Here is a 16792-nt window from a genome sequence, read left to right as displayed (position 1 = left end):
GCCGAGGAAGAGGAGGCCCCCGCTGTGAGTGTGAGTGACCACCGGCCGGGTCCGGTCCCCCGGAACGGCCGGGCCGCCGCGGTCTTCTCCCTCCTGCTGTCCGCGGCCGGTCTGATGATGATGTGGACCTGGACCGGAGGGACCGTGTTCGCCGTCGTCGCCGGGGTACTGGTCGCGGCCGTCGTACCGTTCTGCCTGGGCGGCCGCCACCAGGCCGCGTTCGAGGTGATCGGCGGGCCCATGGACGGCGCCCGCCTGCCTCCGGACACCGTGGGCAGGGACACGGAGGTCCTGGTCCTGCCCACTCCCGACGGCGGTGGCGCCCGTTACGCGGTCACGGGTTTGCGCAGCCTCGTCTACCGGGGGCAGACCGGAACCGTGGACTGAGGCCGCAGGCCCGGTCGGGCGGGACCGGCACGGGAACGGTGAGCGCGGCACAGGAGTGGAGGGACCGAAGATGGCGGAGAGGGAGCGGGGGCCTGCGGCGGGGCTGCCTCCGGCGCAGGCGCCGCCCCTGCCGGGGCCCGTTGCGCTGAGCCAGGGATGGACGCGGGTCTCGTTCCTGCACTGGTCGGTGGAACCCGGGCGTGTGGCGTCCCTGCTGCCGCCGTTCACCCGTCCGGACGTACTCGACGGAGTGACCTACGTGGGCCTCGTCTCCTTCCACGCCACCTCCACCCGGGCCCTGGGGGTGCTGCCGGTCGGCGGGTTCCGCGAGGTCAACCTGCGTCTGTACTCGATCGACGGATACGGTCGCCAGGGTGTCGTCTTCCTGTCCATGGACGCTGACTCCCCGCACAACATCCTGCTCGGGAGGGCCCTGGCTGGGGTCCCCTACCTGTGGTCCGACATCTCCCTCCGACAGGACGAGGCGGGTCGGTGCGCCGGGGCGGTACGGCGACGCCTGCCCCGGAGCGGGGCCTGGGGCCGCTGGAGCCTCGCCGCGGACGAACACCCCGCTGCCCCCACCCCGACGGAGCGCTTCGTCACCGCGCGCTGGGGGCTGCACACCCGCCACGCGGGCGCCACCCACTGGGTGCGGGTCCGCCACGCACCGTGGGTCCTGCACCGCGCCGAGTCCTTCTCCTACGAGGGCGACCTCCTGCGCAGGGCAGGGATCCCGATCCCGGATACGCCCCCGGTCTCGGCCCTGTGGTCGCCCGGCGTGTCGGCCGAATTCACCCCGTCCACCGTGCCGAGCACCGGGAAAATACCGGTCAAGGCTCGTGCGAGGCGCGTATCCGGGGGAGTACCGCCCGCCGACCGGGGGTAGCCGGGGCCGTATGAGACTCGGTGAACGAATCCGCGAGATCGAACGCGACGACCGACTCGACCCGGCGGTCTCCCGGATGAGCAGGCTCGCCGAACGCCTGCCCGCCGGCGCGGTGCGCGACGTACTGCACGGCGTCCAACTCGGGCATCCGCTCCACCCGATCATGATCCATCTGCCCCTGGGGGCGTGGACCGCCGCGGTCCTGTTGGACCTGTTGCCCGGGGACCACCGCCGCGGCGCCCGCGCATTGGTCAACGTCGGCCTGCTCACCGTCCCGCCCGCCGTGCTCAGCGGGTTGGCGGACTGGTCGCGCCAGCACGAGCGCCAGCAGCGCGTGGGCGTGGTGCACGCTGCCGCCAACGGACTGGGGACGCTGCTGTTCGGCGCCTCCTCCCTGGCGCGTGCGCGCGGGCGGCAGGGGTGGGGCGGGGCCCTGGCCCTGGCCGGCCTCGGCGTCGTCGGCCTCGGCGGAGCGCTGGGCGGGCACCTCGCCTACTACCGGGCGGCCGGTGCCAACAGCGCCGACCACCTCCTGGACCTGCTGCCCGAGGGCTGGCACGACCTGGGGCCGCTGGAGCGGTACCCCGAGGAAGACCCGGTCGGGGACGAGGTGGAGGGCGTTCCGGTCGTGGTGGCCCGTACGCAGGGCTCGGTGTACGCGCTGTTGGGCACGTGCCCCCACATGGGAGCGCCGCTGGCGGAGGGCGAACTGACCGACGGCTGTCTGCGCTGCCCCTGGCACGGGAGCGAGTTCCGGCTCGACGGGGGCACGGTCGTGCACGGTCCCGCGACCGCTGCGCCGCAGGCACTGGAGACGTCGGTCGTGGACGACCGGTTGTGGGTCCGGCTCCCCGTGGCCGCGAGGTAGTCCGACGGGCCTGGTGGTGGAGCGGGTGGGTGCCCGGGCGTCCGTCCGCTCCGCCTCAGGTAGGGCTGGTCCTGGGCCGGGGCACCGGTGCCGGCCGACGGGCCGCCCCCTGGGGGGAGTCTGGAGACTCGTCGTCGGTCAGTTCCCTGTGCAGCTGTTCCAGTGAGGCCGCGAGCAGTCGGGAGACGTGCATCTGGGAGCAGCCCACCTCCTCGGCGATCCGCTCCTGTTTCCACTCGTCGAAGAAGCGCCGTTTCAGGATGAGTCTCTCCCGGGCGGGAAGGCTCCTCAGGACCGACCGCGCGGTCTCCCGTTCGACGACCAGGTCCAGATTGGGGTCCTCCGCTCCCAGGAACCGTTCCCAGGGGGAGGAAGAGCCCTCCCCGCGGGGTTCGGGCGCGTCCAGGGACAGGGTGTCGTAGGCCTCGGACACCAGGAGGATCTCCTCCACCTCCTTGACGCTGACCCCCATCTCCCGGGCGATCTCGGCGTGGGAGGGGGTACGGGCCAGGCGTTGTTCCAGTTCCCGCCTGGCCTGCCTCATCTGGGGTCTGCGCGACTGGGGGGTGCGTGGTGTGTGGACCGCCCACGTGTGGTCCCGGAAGTGGCGTTTGATCTCTCCCGTGACGGTGGGCAGGAGGTAGGAGATGAAGGCCTTGCCCCGGTCGGGCTCGTAGCCGCGGATCGCCTTGGCCAGCCCCAGGTAGGCCGTCTGCCGCAGGTCCTCGCTGTCCTCGCCGCGGCCCCCGTAGCGACGGGCGATGCGGTTCAGCAGCGGCTGGTAGTGCGACATGATCCGTTCGCGTAGTCGCATGGCCAGGGGATCGTCCCAGTTCAGGCCCTGCAAGGCCGAGAGCAACTCCTCGGCGGAGGCCTCCTGGTCCGGTTCTCTCCCGGTGGCGGGAGCCACGGGCGTCTGTGCGGGGCCCGTCGCAGCGGCGGTCGTCATGGATGCGTGCATGTGTGCCTCCTCGTCCTCGGTGTACGGGACTCCGTACGAAAGCGGAGTGGTGTTCCGCTTGCGGACGGCTCTCCGCGTGGACCCTGGTGTGGGGGACGCGGCCCACGGAGAACACATCAGAGGCAGAGGTGCCCTTGACGGCGCGGAGGGAAAACACCGATGTGCGGTCTTGGCCGACTCTTGCTGCCGCGTTGGGCCCACAGGGCCGTTCCGAGACCGTTTCGTGGTCTTTTCCACCGGGACGGGCGGGGGTCGGGTGTCCGAGGGCTGCTTCGTCCGGGCCGTTCGAGGGGCCCGGGGCGCTCCCGGAAGGAAGGCTTCCGACCCCAGCCGGGGCACAGCGCACGGGAGCACGCGGAGCCCGGGGCCCGCGCCCCCGTCACCGGTCCCGGTCGACCGCGTAGCCCACGGCCCCGGCCAGGAAGACGGCGGCGCCCAGCAGGGCCAGGAGGCGGCGCCTGCGGTTCAGCGCGTCCAGGGGGGACACGTCCCGGGCCTCGTCGTCGAACTCCCCGTGCGCCCCGAAGTCCCGGTCGTCGTCCACGGGCTCGAACAGGTTGTCGCGGTCGGGCGCGGGCGCCTCGCGTACCTGTGCCCGCCGCCCCGTCCGCCCGAGCCACAGGTCCAACACCCGCGGCGCGAGCCGTTGCGCCAGGACGGTGCCCACGGTCGACGCGCCCACCCAGTACCGGCGGCGCCGGGGGTGCTCGGCGGCCCACACGATCGCGCGGGCCGCGACCTCCGGCTGGTACACCGGCGGCACCGGCCTGGGCCGGCCCCCCATCCGTGAGCGCACCCACGAGAACTGGGGGGTGTTGACCGCGGGGAGGTGGACCTCCGTCAGCCTGATCCGTGAGCCCTCGTCCACCAGTTCGGCGCGTACGGAGTCGGTGAATCCGCGTACCGCGTGCTTGGCCCCGCAGTACGCGGACTGGAAGGGGATGCCCCGGTAGGCCAGTGCCGAACCGACCTGCACGACCACACCCCGGTCCCGGTGCGCCATCAGCGCCAGCGCGGTGCGCGTCCCGTGCACGTAGCCGTGGTAGCAGACATCGGTGGCCCGGTGGTACTCCTGCGGGGTGACCTCCGCGAAGGGGGCGATGACGGACGCGAAGGCCGAGTTCACCCACACGTCCACGGGACCGAGCTCGCTCTCGACCCGCTGTGCCGCCTCGTGCACCGCCGCGGCATCGGCGACGTCCACCCGCAGCGACAGCGCGGGCACCCCGGCCTCGTGTGCCTCCCGTGCGGCGGCGGCCAGCCCCTCCTCGCCGCGGGCGAGGAGGGCGACCGCGTAACCGCGCCGGGCGAACTCCCGCACGGTCGCCCGGCCCACACCCGCGCTGGCCCCGCTGATGACGACGACCCCCGGTTCCGTGTTCCCGGGCCCCATACCGGCTCCCCTCCCCACCGACGACGGCAGTGCTGGTCTCCCCGCCTGCGCTACCCGGGCGGGGGAACACTTATGTGCCGGTCCGTCGCGGCCGGGGAACCGCTGTTTTGTCGGAGGCTCCCGAGGGCAGTCGAGCACAGAGGAGCACCGCGGCGACGGCGGGAGGGCTGATGGGGCGGACGACACCGATCGGGGAGCACGGTTTCCTCTCGGACTGCCACACCGCCGCGCTCACCGACCCGGACGGCGCGGTCACCTGGCTGTGCGCGCCGAGGTTCGACGGGCCCGCCGTACTCGCGGGGATCCTGGACCCCGAACGCGGCGGTGAGTGGACGCTCCAGGTCCAGGGGGCGCGCCCGGTGGGCCGGACCTACGTGGACGAGAGCCTCGTGCTGCGGACCCTGTGGCGCGGAGAGGACGTGGAGCTCGTCAGCCACGACCTGCTCGCGGCGCGCATGCCGCAGGAGGGCACCGGCCCGTACCGCGAGGGCCTCCTGGTGAGGATCATCGAGTGCCGGAAGGGGAGCGCGTCCGTGTGCTCCCTGCTGCGGGCCCGTCCCGACTTCGGGCGTTCGCGGCCCGCGTGGGCACAGGCGGAGGGGGCCCTGCGGGAGGAGTCGGGGCTCCTGGTGTCGGGGACTCCTGCTCCCGCCCTCGCAGGTGACGGAGACCCCGAGTTCCGTGCGGAGCTCTCCGAGGGCCAGAGCGCCGTGCTCGCCCTGGACTATCTGGGCGGTGAGCGGCGGGTGGGTCCGGGCACGGGGCGCGCACTGCTCCGGCAGACCCTCGACGCCTGGCGGTCCTGGGCGGGCAGGACCCGCTACGAGGGGGCGGGAGCCCCCCACGTCCGGCGCAGCGCGGTCGTCCTGCGCGGCCTCCTGTACCAGGAGAGCGGCGCCCTGATCGCGGCGCCCACGACCTCCCTGCCCGAACACCGCGGGGGGACCAGGAACTGGGACTACCGCTACGTGTGGCACCGTGACGCCGCCCTGGTGGTCCTGGCCTTCCTGCGTCTGGGGCACGAGGAGGAGGCCAGGAGCTACCTGCGTTTCCTGCTGCGGATGTGTGCCAGGGACATCGGTTGGATCCCTCCCGTGCAGGCGGTGGACGAGCAACCGCCCCCGGAGGAGGAGACCCTGGACCACCTGGCCGGGTACGGCGGTGCGCGACCGGTCAGGGTCGGCAACGCCGCGTACTCCCAGCACCAGCTCGACGTGTACGGACACGTCCTCGACGCGGCCCTGTGCTACGAGGAAGCCACCGGCGACCTGCGGGCGAGCGAGCTGGACCAGCTCGACTCCGTGGTCGAGTCGGCGTGCGGACTCTGGCGGGAACCCGACAACGGGCTGTGGGAGGTCCGCTCGACCCGGCGGCACTGGACCCACTCCAAGGTCTACGCCTGGGTGTGCCTCGACCGGGGGATCCGGCTCGCGGAGATCACCGGCCGCGAGGAGAAGGTGCCGCTGCGGGAATGGCGGGCGAACGCCCGGGCGATCCGCGAGTACGTCCTCCAGCACTGCTGTGACCCCGCCACGGGTTCCTTCGTCCAGTCGCGGGGGGCGAGCGCCGTGGACGGGTCGCTGCTGCGGATACCGCTCCTGGGGTTCCTCCGGGGGACCGACCCGCGCGTACTGCGCACCCTGGAACGGGTGGAGGAGGAACTGGGGGAGGGGCCGGGGCTCGTCCACAGGTACGACCCCCGGCGGACCGACGACGGGATCGGTACGCCGGAGGGCGCGTTCCTGCTCTGTTCCTACGACATGGTGTCCGCCCTGGTGCTCGCCGGGCGGTCGGAGGAGGCCCGGCGGAGGTTCGACCGGTTGTGCGCACGCTCCGGAGAACTGGGCCTCCAGGCGGAGGAGATGACCTCGGACGGGGACCAGTTGGGCAACTTTCCCCAGGCGTTCACCCACCTCGCCCTGGTGGAGGCCGCCGTCAACCTCGACGCGGCCGACGACGCCGAGGCACTGCACCGCTGGGCCCGCGACAGGACCGGCGGCGGGAGCGGAGACAGACGAAGAAAGGAGGACGACGATGGCTGACGACAACACCGGCGCGCGGGAAGCCGGGGAAGTCGGGTCGGCTCTGCGGAGGGAGGCCCGGGCCTACCGGGGGAACAGTGACCAGCCGCTCGCCGGGTACACCATGGTCGCCTCGGCCTACGCTGGCCTGGTCGGGGCGGGTGTACTCCTCGCACGCCGTTTCGACACCAGGGGGGCCGCGGCCGCCGTGGGGCCCTGGGACCTGGCGCTGATGGGGCTCACCACGCACAAACTGGGGCGGATGCTGGCCAAGGATCCGGTCACCAGTCCGTTGCGGGCGTTTTTCACCCGTTTCCGGGGTGTGTCGGGGCCCTCCGAACTCGCGGAGGAGCCGCGTGGCGAAGGCGGCCGCAAGGCGGTCGGTGAACTGCTCACCTGCCCCTTCTGCACCGCCCAGTGGGTGGCCACCGGGTACGCCTTCGGGCTGGTGTTCGCTCCCACCCTCACCCGTAGCGCAGGGGCGGTGTTCAGCACCGTGGCGGTGTCGGACTGGCTGCAACTGGCCTATGCGCGTCTGCAGCAGGCACAGCAATGACCGGGAGGGGAGGCGTACGGGGCTCGGGCCCCGTCCCGCTCACTCGAGGGCGCGGAGTCTGGGCAGGACCTCCTCGGCGTAGAAGCCGAAGAACCCTTCCTGGTCGTCCCCGACCTGGCAGACGTACACCTCGTCCGCCCCCGCCTCCAGGTACCTCTCGATCGCGGCCACGTGCCGGTGCGGGTCGGCTCCGCAGGTGACCTTCTCGGCGACCGCCTCCGGGGTGACCAGCTCCGCGGTGAGCTGTTCGAAGTGCCGGGGCGAGGGCAGCATCTGCACCGACTCCCCGGGCAGTGCCTCGGTGGGCCACCGCTCGTACGCGGTGCGCACCGCCTCCCGCTCGCTCTCGGCCCAGCAGACCTTGAGTCCGCCCTGGACGGGCTTGTCCTTCCCACCCCCGGCGCGGAAGTCCGCGATCGTCTCGGGAGCCGGTGCCACCTGGACGAGACCGTCCGCGATACGGGCGGCCAGCGCGGTGGCCCTGTGGCCGAAGGCGGACATGTGGATCCGCGGCGGCTCCTCGGGCAGGGTGTACAGGCGCGCGGTGTCCACGGTGAAGAACTCCCCGTGGTGGCTGAACGTCCCGCCGCCCCAGAGGCCGCGCATCACCTCGACGGCCTCCTCCAGCATCGCGAGCCGCCGGGCCGCGTGCGGCCAGGGGTCGCCGAGGATGTGCTCGTTGAGAGCCTCGCCCGTGCCGACGCCGAGGACGAAGCCACCGTCGGTCATGGTCGCGGCGGTGGCCGCGGCCTGTGCCACGACCGCCGGATGGATCCGGGTGGTGGGGCAGGTCACGGCGGTGGTCACGGGCAGGGAGGTGACCTGGCCGATCGCCCCGACCATCGACCACACGAACGGGCTCTGCCCCTGGGCGCCCAACCACGGATGGTAGTGGTCGGAGATCCAAAGCGCGTCGAAGCCGGCCGCCTCCGCGGCCCGGGCCTGGCGTACCAGCTCTCTCGGCCCGTGCTCCTCACTGGCGAGGAAGTATCCGAAACGTGCCATGACGTCCTCCCTGTCGGAGATGGGTCGCCGGCGGTCCGCGAGCAGCGCTCAGCTCCGCCGTGCTCGCGCACTGCGCGCCTGACGGGTGCGCGAGACCTGGTTGAGGCGGTCGGAGGCCCGCTCGTTCAGGGCCGTGACGACGCCGACCGCGCGCCCCGTCCGGCTCCGGGCCGCCTGTGAACCCGAACGCTCCCCGGGGGCGGACGGCGTGTCCGGCAGCAGCCGCCCGACCAGACGCGAGGTCTCCTGGACGAGCCCGGGAGCGAGGCCGTGGACGGCCAGACCGAGCCGGGCGGCCGGAGTCAGGACGAGGAAGCCCCGGTGGCGCACGACCGCGTCGACGATGCGGCGGGCGGCGCGTTCGGCGCTCACGCTGAGCAGCGGCAGCCCGGCCAGCAGGGCGAACCACGCGTACTCGCGTTCGGGGTCGCCGTCGAACACCGCACCGCGGTGCGAACCGGTGCGCATCAGACCGGGCACCACCGTGGTGACGCGCACCCCCGTACCGGCGCTCTCGGCCGCCATGCCCTCGGACAGGGCCGCCTCCGCGTGTTTGGCCACCGAGTACGGCATCAGGTGCGGTACCGACAGGTAGGCACCGATGGAGGTGATGTTGACGATGGCGCCGCCCCGCCCTCGCATCCGCTCCACGGCAGTGCGGGACAGGTGGAACGGCCCCCGGAACACGGTGTCCACGGCCTGGGCGAAGTGCTCCTCGGCCAGGACCTGCTGCGGACCCACCCGCATGATCCCGGCGTTGTTGACGAGCACGTCCAGGCGGCCGTACCGTTCGTCGACCTCCGCCAGGAGGGCCGTGGTCCGCTCCGGGTCGGTGACGTCGCAGGCCACCCCGTGGGCACGCACACCCCTCCCGGTGAGATCGGCGACCGCCCGGTCCAGGTTCTCCCGGCCGCGGGCACAGATCACCACCGTGGCGCCCCTGGCCCCGAACTCGCGGGCCAGCTGCAGCCCCAGCCCGCGTGAACCACCGGTGACCAGGACGACCTTCCCGTTCATGCGTGGGGCTTTCCCGCGCGCGGACAGGGCCGCCGCCCCCGCGCCGAGGGCGGCCCCCGCCGCGCCCCAGGCGAGGAGTCCGGCGCCCCTGCGGCCGGCGGACGTCGCTCCGGGCCGGGTGGAACCGCGACGGTGCCGTTTCCACGCCCAACGGGCCCCGGCCAGGGTCGGGAACGTCTTCGGGCCGAGCATCGAAGCCCCCGTTCGGTCGGATGCACGGGACGGGGGATGTGCGAGTACGGCTACCCGGTGTTCCCGGCGGGAAAACCGAGGTCGGAGCTGTTCGCCGCCCTCGGCCGAAGCCGCGCGGACGGTACGTATGAGACAGGAGTGCGCCGGGTAGGCGCGTGAGTAGATCCCCCGTCCCTGTCACCCACACTCCTGTGCGAAGGACGGTGTAGGACATGAGAAACGTTTTCGTCATGGGCCTGGACGAGCGCAACCTCGACCTGCTGGAGCGGACCCCGACCGGCCGGGACTGCAGGTTCCACCGGCTGCTGAGCATCGAGGAACTCCAGAGCGGCGAGATCGACATCGAGGAGACCCTCGCCTCGGCCAGAGCCCTGCTCGACGACTTCGATGGCACGGTGGACGCCATCATCGGCTTCCGTGACTTCCCCATCACCCTGCTCTTGCCGATCCTGTGCGCCGAACGCGGGCTGCCCGCTCCGAACCTGGAAGCGGTGGTCAGGTGCGAGCACAAGTACTGGAGCCGACTCCTCCAGCAACAGGTCACCGACGCCCACCCGCCCTTCTCCCTGGTCGACCTGGACTCGCCCGACCCCCGGCGGGACCTCGAACCGGACCTCGGCTACCCCCTGTGGCTCAAACCCATCAAGTCGGCCTCCTCCGAACTGGCCTACCGGGTGGGCAACGATCGGGACTTCGATGACGCGGTCGAGCGCCTGCGCCGCGGCATCGACCGGATCGGACGGCCCTTCGAGAGCATTCTGGAACGGGTGGACCTGCCGGAGCGGGTCGCCGCGGTGGGCCGGCACCACTGCCTGGCCGAGGGCGCCCTGCACGGGTCGCAGACCGCCTCCGAGGGATACGTGTACCAGGGCGACGTCAACGTGTACGCCATCCTGGACTCGGTCGACTTCCCGGGGAACCCGTCCTTCCTGCGCCACCAGTACCCCTCCGGCCTGCCCGAGGGGGTCCAACGGCGGATCACCGACATCTCCGAACGCGTCATCCGACAGCACGGGCTGGACAACTCGACGTTCAGCGTCGAGTTCTTCTACGACCCGCTCGAGGACGAGCTCGCCATCGTGGAGATCAACCCCCGGCACTCGCAGAGCCACACACCCCTCTTCGAGCTGGTGAACGGGGTGGCCAACCACGAGCGTGTGCTCCGTATGGCGCTGGGGCGGGACCCGGCCCTGCCCGCCTCGGCCGAGGGGGAGTACGCGGTGGCGGCGGAGTGGTTCCAGCGCAGGTTCCGGGACGGTGTCGTCACCCGGATCCCCACCCCGGAGGAGGTGGCGGACCTGGAACGCTCCCTGCCCGGGGTGCGCATCCACATCGTTCCACGGGAGGGGCAGCGGCTCTCCGAGATGCTCGCCCAGGACAGCTACAGCTACGAACTGGCCAAGATCGTCATCGGCGGCGCGGACGAACTCGAGATGCATGCCAAGTACGAACGCTGCGTGAAGGGCCTCCGGTTCGAGGTCGAGGACGACCGGAGACGGTCCGAGGACGAGACCGCGCGGAGCTGAGGAGGACCCGCATGCACCTGGTGGACGAACTACCGTACGAGATCCGATCCGAGGAGCACTTCTGGGTGCCGATGTCGGACGGTGTGCGCCTGGCGGGCAGGCTGTGGCGGCCCGGCTCCTCGGACCGTTCCCCCGTACCCGCGGTCCTGGAGTACATTCCGTACCGCAGACGGGACCTGACCGCGGTGCGCGACTCCATGCACCACCCCTACATCGCCGGGCACGGCTACGCCTGCGTGCGCGTCGACCTGCGGGGTACGGGCGACTCCGAGGGCGTGCTCACCGACGAGTACCTGGAACGCGAGCAGCGGGACGCCGAGGAGGTCCTGGCCTGGCTCGCGGAACAACCCTGGTGTGACGGCAGCACGGCGATGATGGGCCTGTCCTGGGGCGGGTTCTCCGCCCTGCAGGTGGCCGCACGCCGACCCGCGAGCCTGCGCACCATCGCCATCACCTCCTTCACCGACGACCGTTACGCCGACGACTTCCACTACATGGGCGGCTGCCTGCTCTCGGACAACCTGGCCGAGGCCGGAACGACGTTCGCCTACAGCACCTGCCCGCCCGACCCCGAGATCGTCGGTCCGGACTGGCGGAGCATGTGGTTGGACCGGTTGGAGGCCAACCGCCCCTGGACCATCGAGTGGCTCCGGCACCAGCGCCGGGACGACTACTGGCGGCACGCCTCCGTCAGCGAGGACTACGCCCGGATCGGGTGCCCGGTCCTGGCCTCCAGCGGCTGGGCGGACGGTTACTCCAACGCCGTGCTCAGGCTGATGGAGCACCTCGACACCCCGGTCAAGGGCCTGGTGGGCCCCTGGTCACACCGGTACCCGCACATGGGCGATCCCGGCCCGGCGATCGGTTACCTCCAGGAAGTGGTCCGCTGGCTCGACCGCTGGACCAAGGGGGAGGACAACGGGGTCGAGAAGGAGACCGGGCTCTGGGTCTGGATGCAGGAGAGCGTCCCGCCCTCCACCTCCTACCGGGAGCGTCCCGGACGCTGGGTGCACGAGCCCCGGTGGCCCTCCGACCGCGTCGAGGACCTCGCCCTGCCGCTGTCCGAGAACCAGCTCCTCTCTCCGGGGGAGCAGGGGACCACCGCGGCGCAGACCATCCGCTCGCCCCTGTCCGTGGGGCAGTTCGCGGGCAAGTGGGCCTCCTACAGCGCACCGCCGGACCTGCCCTACGACCAGCGGGAGGAGGACGGAGGGTCCCTGGTCTTCGACACCGACCCCCTGCGGGAGCGGCTGGAGATCCTGGGGACCACTCGGGTGGTCCTCGAACTCTCCGTCACCGAACCCGTCGCGATGGTCGCCGCGCGGCTGTGCGACGTGGCTCCCGACGGCAGCGCCACCCGGGTGACCTACGGCCTGCTCAACCTGACCCACCGGGACGGCCACGAGGCCCCCCGCATGCTGGTCCCGGGTGAGCCCTACCGGGTGGAGGTCACCATGAACGCTGTCGCGCAGGCCTTCCCGCCCGGGCACCGGGTACGGCTGTCGCTGTCCACCTCCTACTGGCCGCTCGCCTGGCCGCCGCCGCGGCCGGTGCTGATGTCGGTCCACCCCACGCAGAGCGCCCTCGTCCTCCCGGTGCGTCCGGCGCCCGAGGAGGAGAGCTCCCAGTGGGAGGGGTTCGAGTGGGAGGGCTTCGACCCGCCGGAGGCGACCCCCGCCATCGCGACCACCCGCAAACGCACGGGCGAACACAGCTGGTCGGTCCACCGGAACCTGGCGGACAACCGCTTCTCCCTGGAGATCGTCAAGGACGGGGGCATCCTGCACCTCGACGACATCGACCTCGACGTGACCCGCAGGGCCCACGAGGTCTACGACGCGGTGGGGGACGACTTCACCTCGGCGCGCGGCCGATCGGCGTGGACGATGTGCTTCTCCAGAGGGGAGTGGCACACCAGGACCGAGACGCACACGACGCTCGAGTGCACCGAGGACGGGTTCCGGGTCCACGCCACACTCGACGCCTACGAGTCCGGGGAGCGGATCTTCTCCCGGCAGTGGACGGAGACCGTGCCCCGCGACCACGTGTGAACCGCACGCACTCAACCGAGAGCGGTTCGCAACCCCACGAGCCAGCCACGACCACGAGCCCGCACCGCGCGGGCGGACCACCGGAGGCCGGGAGCCCATGCACACCGATCAGCGGCGCAGGACGAGGGGGACGAGTCCGGCGGAGACCGCGGGGCTGCTGTCCTCGGTCCTGCTGCCCACCGTGGCGCGCGGGGCCATCGTGCGCCGTCCCCTGGGGGAGGCCCTGGTGACCGGGGCCGACAGTGACCGCAGAATCGTCTCGACCCTGCGCGCACTGCGTGAACGGCACGGCGACGACCCGTTGCCGCTGAACTACCTGGGGCGCCGCGTCGCCCTGGTGCTGGCGGCGCAGGACGTGCGCCGACTGCTCTGCGACACCCCGGATCCGTTCTCCCCCGGGGGTTCCGAGAAGCGGGGTGCGCTCTCCCACTTCCAGCCGCACGGCGCGCTGGTCTCCGAACACCGTTTCCGCCCCGAGCGGCGGGCGGCCAACGAAGAGGCCCTGGCCCCGGGACGGGCGGTCCACCCGGAGGCGGACGGTATCGCCGAACACGCGGACGAGGAGGCGCGCGCCCTGGCCGGGGCGCTGCGCGACGCCCGCTCCGGGAACGGGGTGCTGGACTGGTCGCGGTTCTCCGAGACCTTCGACGCCCTGGCTCGCAGGGTGGTCTTCGGGGCCTTCGCGGCTCGGGACCACCGCACCACCGAACTTCTGCGCGCACTGCGGGCACGCGCCAACTGGTCGTACCTGCTCCCGGTGGACCGGAGCCTCAGGAGGGAGTTCCTCGACCGGGTGCGCGGGAACATCGACCGCGCCGGGCCCGGGAGTCTGGCCGCTGCGCTGGGGCGGCCCGGCTCCGGGGAGCGGCCCGAGGACCAGGTGGCCCACTGGTTGTTCGCCTTCGACGCGGCCGCCATCGCCGCCTACCGGTCCCTGGCCCTGTTGACCTCCCTCGGACCGGCCGCCGAGGAGGTCCGTGCCGAGGCCCGGTCCCGGAACGGCAACGACCTGCCCCTGCTGCGGGCGACCCTGCGGGAGTCGGTCCGGTTGTGGCCGACCACCCTGGTGGTGATCCGGGAGAGTACCCAAGAGACCGCCTGGCGCGACGGGACCATTCCCGCGGGAACGGCCTTCCTGGTGCTGAGCACCTACTTCCACCGGGACTCCTCCCGGCTCTCCTTCGCCGACGCCTTCGAACCCGACGTCTGGCGGGACGGCCGCGCCGAGGACGAGCCCGGGCTGCTCCCCTTCAGCTACGGTCCGGCCGGGTGCCCGGGGCGCGAGCTGGTCCCGCTGACCGTCTCCCTCTTCCTGCGGTCGCTGCTCGCAGGGGGGACGCCGCGCCGACAGGACGGGGGACCTCCCCTGCGATCCCGGGCCCTTCCCGCCTCGCTGAACCACTTCGACCTGCGTTTCTCGTACAGGGACGCAGTAGCGGAAACGAGATAGGAGGTAGCGGCCATGAGCGTGATCGGACAGATGCTGTACGCCCACCCCGACGACCCGGAGGGGGTGGGGGAGAAGGTGCGCGCCGCGGTGGAGGCGTGCGGGCTCTGCGCGCAGGTCTGCGCGGTGTGCGCGGACGCCTGCATGCGGGAGGAGACGGTGGCCGAACTGATCTCCTGCGCCCGCTCCGACCTGGACTGCGCCGAGCTCTGCGCGGCCACCCAGCAGGTCCTCGTACGCCGGACCGCCGAGGAGGACGGTTTCGTCACCTCGGTCCTGGAGGCGTGCGTCCAGGCCTGCGAGAGGTGCGCCGAGGAGTGCGAGCAGCACGCGGAGCACCACGAGCACTGCCGGGTCTGCGCCCAGACGTGCCGTGACTGTGCGCGGGCGTGCCGGGACCTGGTGCTCGCCCTCGTGTGAGGGGGGAAGGTCGCGCCCGGGTACCCGGGCGCGGTCTCCGTCAGCCCGAGGAGGAGCCGTTGGCGGCCGGGTCGCCGGTCGGCGCGCTGGCCACCAGCTCGCGGGTTCGGCCGGGCTGTTCGGTGCGGGTCTCTCCGCTGTCTGCCGAGCCCCGGGTTTCGCCGGCCGGGCCGGCAGCCGCGGCGCGGTCCTCGCGGCGGCGCATGGCCATGTCGGACAGGGCGGCCAGGCCGAAGGCGATGACCATCGCGGCGGCGACCGCCAGCGCGGTCAGTGCGGTGCCGAACGAGGTCGGGTCGATCATGGGGGCTCCGAGGGTCGTGGGACGCTCCGACACCCACAACCGTAATAGGCGTTAACTTTTAAACCCAGTGTTAGCGCGAGTGAACTGCGTCATACCCGGGGCGGTCCAGTAACGGTGTTCCCGGCGGGCGGGACCGCACACGACGAAGGGCCCCGGCCCCCGCCGAACCGCTCTCGGCGGCGTCGGGGGACCGGGGCCCTGTCACGGGCGGGGGCCTACAGGATCGAGCCCGGAGTGTAGGCGGCGGCCTCGGGGCGGGCGGCGGTGATCCCCTCGATCCGGGACACCACGGCCGCCACCTGGTCGGCAGCTGCGCCGGTGAAGGTGATCCGGTCGGCCAGCAGGGCGTCCAGGGCGGCACGGTCCAGCGGGAAGCGCTCATCGGCGGCGAGCCGGTCGAGCAGCTGGTTGTCCGCGCCCTCCTGGCGCATGGCCAGGGCGGAGGCCACCGCGTGCTCCTTGATGAGCTCGTGCGCGGTCTCCCGGCCCACGCCGGCGCGCACCGCGGCCATCAGCATCTTGGTGGTGGCCAGGAACGGCAGGTAGCGGTCCAGCTCCGCGGAGACCACCGCGGGGAAGGCACCGAACTCGTCCAGCACCGTCAGCATGGTCTCCACCAGGCCGTCGAAGGCGAAGAACGCGTCCGGCAGCGCCACCCGGCGCACCACCGAGCACGAGACGTCGCCCTCGTTCCACTGGTCGCCCGCCAGCTCACCGGTCATCGACGCGTAACCGCGCAGGATCACGGTCAGACCGTTGACCCGCTCGCACGAACGCGTGTTCATCTTGTGCGGCATCGCCGACGAACCCACCTGGCCCTCGGCGAAGCCCTCGGTGACCAGCTCGTGCCCGGCCATCAGGCGGATCGTCCTGGCCAGCGAGGACGGGCCCGCGGCCAACTGCACCAGCGCCGTCAGCACCTCGAAGTCCAGCGAACGCGGGTACACCTGGCCCACACTGGTGAACCGCTGCTCGAAGCCCAGATGGGCGGCGACCTCGTTCTCCAGGGCGTCCAGCGCCGCGCGGTCGCCGCCGAGCAGGTCCAGCATGTCCTGGGCGGTGCCGACCGGGCCCTTGATCCCGCGCAGCGGGTACCGGGCGATCAGCTCCTCCAGGCGGCCGTGGGCCACCAGCACCTCGTCGGCGATCGACGCGAACCGCTTGCCCAGGGTCGTGGCCTGCGCGGCCACGTTGTGCGAGCGGCCGGCCATGACGGTCTCACCGTACTCGGCGGACAGGCGCCCGAGCCGGGCCAGCAGCGCCACCACCCGGTCGCGCACCAGCAGCAGGCTGTCCCGCACCTGGAGCTGCTCGACGTTCTCGGTCAGGTCACGCGAGGTCATGCCCTTGTGGACGTGCTCGTGCCCGGCGAGGGCGTTGAACTCCTCGATCCGTGCCTTCACGTCGTGCCGGGTGACGCGCTCGCGTTCGGCGATGGAGGCCAGGTCGACCTGTTCGAGGACCTTCTCGTAGTCCTCCACCACACCGGCCGGAACGTCCACGCCCAGACGAGCCTGGGCACGCAGCACGGCCAGCCACAGTCGCCGTTCGGCGACCACCTTGTACTCGGGGGACCACAGCCGGGTCAGCTCCGCGGACGCGTAGCGGGCAGCCAGGACATCGGGGATCAGAGGTTTCGCGCTCACGTCGTCCGACCCTATCGCCCTGAACTGGGGCGGGCGTGCGTCGGCCCACCCCCAGCGCTCGCGTCGGACCACCCGTGGCGCCAGGTCGGCACGCCCCCGGTGCCCCGGGTAG

Annotated in this window: 15 protein-coding genes; 9 read left to right on the top strand and 6 right to left on the bottom strand. The window is 72.3% G+C overall.

All coding sequences use genetic code 11. The features are described from left to right. Positions 1 to 24: 24 nt before the first annotated feature. From ACUKCB_RS08905 to ACUKCB_RS08895, 3 genes are all read left to right on the top strand, one after another. On the top strand, positions 25 to 387 hold the full coding sequence (locus ACUKCB_RS08905; RefSeq protein WP_473040048.1) for a hypothetical protein: 363 nt from the start codon (positions 25 to 27) through the stop codon (positions 385 to 387). 70 nt (positions 388 to 457) lie between these two features. Further along, positions 458 to 1273 carry a YqjF family protein gene (locus tag ACUKCB_RS08900; RefSeq protein ID WP_473040047.1) on the top strand — a complete coding sequence of 272 codons (816 nt, stop codon included), beginning with the start codon at positions 458 to 460 and terminating at the stop codon, positions 1271 to 1273. A 10-nt stretch (positions 1274 to 1283) separates the two neighbouring features. After that, on the top strand, positions 1284 to 2141 hold the full coding sequence (locus ACUKCB_RS08895; protein WP_473040046.1) for a Rieske (2Fe-2S) protein: 858 nt from the start codon (positions 1284 to 1286) through the stop codon (positions 2139 to 2141). Between the two features lie 55 nt (positions 2142 to 2196). Here the strand turns inward: ACUKCB_RS08895 and ACUKCB_RS08890 are convergent, their stop codons facing one another. Together ACUKCB_RS08890 and ACUKCB_RS08885 are read right to left on the bottom strand one after the other, a co-directional pair. Beyond that, complete coding sequence (locus tag ACUKCB_RS08890; RefSeq protein WP_473040045.1) at positions 2197 to 3102, bottom strand: sigma-70 family RNA polymerase sigma factor; 906 nt, start codon at positions 3100 to 3102, stop codon at positions 2197 to 2199. 379 nt (positions 3103 to 3481) lie between these two features. Further along, positions 3482 to 4495, bottom strand: a complete 1014-nt coding sequence (locus ACUKCB_RS08885) for an SDR family oxidoreductase (RefSeq protein ID WP_473040044.1) — start codon at positions 4493 to 4495, stop codon at positions 3482 to 3484. 170 nt (positions 4496 to 4665) lie between these two features. On the opposite strand from ACUKCB_RS08885, the gene ACUKCB_RS08880 reads away from it, so the two are divergent. Next, a complete protein-coding gene (locus ACUKCB_RS08880; RefSeq protein WP_473040043.1) occupies positions 4666 to 6537 on the top strand; it encodes a glycoside hydrolase family 15 protein in 1872 nt (623 codons plus the stop codon). Then, positions 6530 to 7072, top strand: coding sequence for a DUF1360 domain-containing protein (locus ACUKCB_RS08875; RefSeq protein ID WP_473040042.1), 543 nt, complete (start codon positions 6530 to 6532; stop codon positions 7070 to 7072). The genes ACUKCB_RS08880 and ACUKCB_RS08875 overlap by 8 nt, the downstream gene beginning before the upstream one ends. A gap of 39 nt (positions 7073 to 7111) precedes the next feature. On the opposite strand, the gene ACUKCB_RS08870 is transcribed toward ACUKCB_RS08875, so the two are convergent. Both ACUKCB_RS08870 and ACUKCB_RS08865 read right to left on the bottom strand, forming a co-directional pair. Next, positions 7112 to 8077 carry a TIGR03557 family F420-dependent LLM class oxidoreductase gene (locus ACUKCB_RS08870; RefSeq protein WP_473040041.1) on the bottom strand — a complete coding sequence of 322 codons (966 nt, stop codon included), beginning with the start codon at positions 8075 to 8077 and terminating at the stop codon, positions 7112 to 7114. 48 nt (positions 8078 to 8125) lie between these two features. Beyond that, positions 8126 to 9286 (bottom strand): SDR family NAD(P)-dependent oxidoreductase, encoded by a 1161-nt coding sequence (locus ACUKCB_RS08865; RefSeq protein WP_473040040.1) that lies wholly within the window; start codon positions 9284 to 9286, stop codon positions 8126 to 8128. 212 nt (positions 9287 to 9498) lie between these two features. Here ACUKCB_RS08865 and ACUKCB_RS08860 point away from each other — a divergent pair, with 212 nt between their 5' ends. From ACUKCB_RS08860 to ACUKCB_RS08845, 4 genes are all read left to right on the top strand, one after another. Next, positions 9499 to 10812, top strand: a complete 1314-nt coding sequence (locus tag ACUKCB_RS08860; RefSeq protein WP_473040039.1) for an ATP-grasp domain-containing protein — start codon at positions 9499 to 9501, stop codon at positions 10810 to 10812. Between the two features lie 11 nt (positions 10813 to 10823). Further along, the gene (locus ACUKCB_RS08855) at positions 10824 to 12863 is read left to right on the top strand and encodes a CocE/NonD family hydrolase (protein ID WP_473040038.1); all 2040 of its coding nucleotides are present in this window, start codon (positions 10824 to 10826) and stop codon (positions 12861 to 12863) included. A 97-nt stretch (positions 12864 to 12960) separates the two neighbouring features. Next, entirely contained in the window at positions 12961 to 14313 is a 1353-nt protein-coding gene (locus tag ACUKCB_RS08850; protein ID WP_473040037.1) for a cytochrome P450, read from the top strand. 12 nt (positions 14314 to 14325) lie between these two features. Then, positions 14326 to 14730 carry a four-helix bundle copper-binding protein gene (locus ACUKCB_RS08845; RefSeq protein WP_473040036.1) on the top strand — a complete coding sequence of 135 codons (405 nt, stop codon included), beginning with the start codon at positions 14326 to 14328 and terminating at the stop codon, positions 14728 to 14730. A 40-nt stretch (positions 14731 to 14770) separates the two neighbouring features. Here the strand turns inward: ACUKCB_RS08845 and ACUKCB_RS08840 are convergent, their stop codons facing one another. Then, the gene (locus ACUKCB_RS08840) at positions 14771 to 15034 is read right to left on the bottom strand and encodes a hypothetical protein (RefSeq protein ID WP_473040035.1); all 264 of its coding nucleotides are present in this window, start codon (positions 15032 to 15034) and stop codon (positions 14771 to 14773) included. A 215-nt stretch (positions 15035 to 15249) separates the two neighbouring features. Continuing rightward, positions 15250 to 16680 (bottom strand): adenylosuccinate lyase, encoded by a 1431-nt coding sequence (purB, locus tag ACUKCB_RS08835; protein ID WP_473040034.1) that lies wholly within the window; start codon positions 16678 to 16680, stop codon positions 15250 to 15252. Positions 16681 to 16792: the final 112 nt, after the last annotated feature.

The sequence above is a fragment of the Nocardiopsis moroccensis genome (genome assembly GCF_055763695.1).
This window is presented reverse-complemented; position numbering and strand designations above follow the sequence as displayed.

Excerpts from the sequence above, each read along its gene's own strand:
- ACUKCB_RS08900 (WP_473040047.1), top strand. The coding sequence starts at position 458 with ATGGCGGAGAGGGAGCGGGGGCCTGCGGCGGGGCTGCCTCCGGCGCAG.
- ACUKCB_RS08895 (WP_473040046.1), top strand. The coding sequence starts at position 1,284 with ATGAGACTCGGTGAACGAATCCGCGAGATCGAACGCGACGACCGACTC.
- ACUKCB_RS08890 (WP_473040045.1), bottom strand. The coding sequence starts at position 3,102 with ATGCACGCATCCATGACGACCGCCGCTGCGACGGGCCCCGCACAGACG.
- ACUKCB_RS08885 (WP_473040044.1), bottom strand. The coding sequence starts at position 4,495 with ATGGGGCCCGGGAACACGGAACCGGGGGTCGTCGTCATCAGCGGGGCC.
- ACUKCB_RS08880 (WP_473040043.1), top strand. The coding sequence starts at position 4,666 with ATGGGGCGGACGACACCGATCGGGGAGCACGGTTTCCTCTCGGACTGC.
- ACUKCB_RS08875 (WP_473040042.1), top strand. The coding sequence starts at position 6,530 with ATGGCTGACGACAACACCGGCGCGCGGGAAGCCGGGGAAGTCGGGTCG.
- ACUKCB_RS08870 (WP_473040041.1), bottom strand. The coding sequence starts at position 8,077 with ATGGCACGTTTCGGATACTTCCTCGCCAGTGAGGAGCACGGGCCGAGA.
- ACUKCB_RS08865 (WP_473040040.1), bottom strand. The coding sequence starts at position 9,286 with ATGCTCGGCCCGAAGACGTTCCCGACCCTGGCCGGGGCCCGTTGGGCG.
- ACUKCB_RS08860 (WP_473040039.1), top strand. The coding sequence starts at position 9,499 with ATGAGAAACGTTTTCGTCATGGGCCTGGACGAGCGCAACCTCGACCTG.
- ACUKCB_RS08855 (WP_473040038.1), top strand. The coding sequence starts at position 10,824 with ATGCACCTGGTGGACGAACTACCGTACGAGATCCGATCCGAGGAGCAC.
- ACUKCB_RS08850 (WP_473040037.1), top strand. The coding sequence starts at position 12,961 with ATGCACACCGATCAGCGGCGCAGGACGAGGGGGACGAGTCCGGCGGAG.
- ACUKCB_RS08845 (WP_473040036.1), top strand. The coding sequence starts at position 14,326 with ATGAGCGTGATCGGACAGATGCTGTACGCCCACCCCGACGACCCGGAG.
- ACUKCB_RS08840 (WP_473040035.1), bottom strand. The coding sequence starts at position 15,034 with ATGATCGACCCGACCTCGTTCGGCACCGCACTGACCGCGCTGGCGGTC.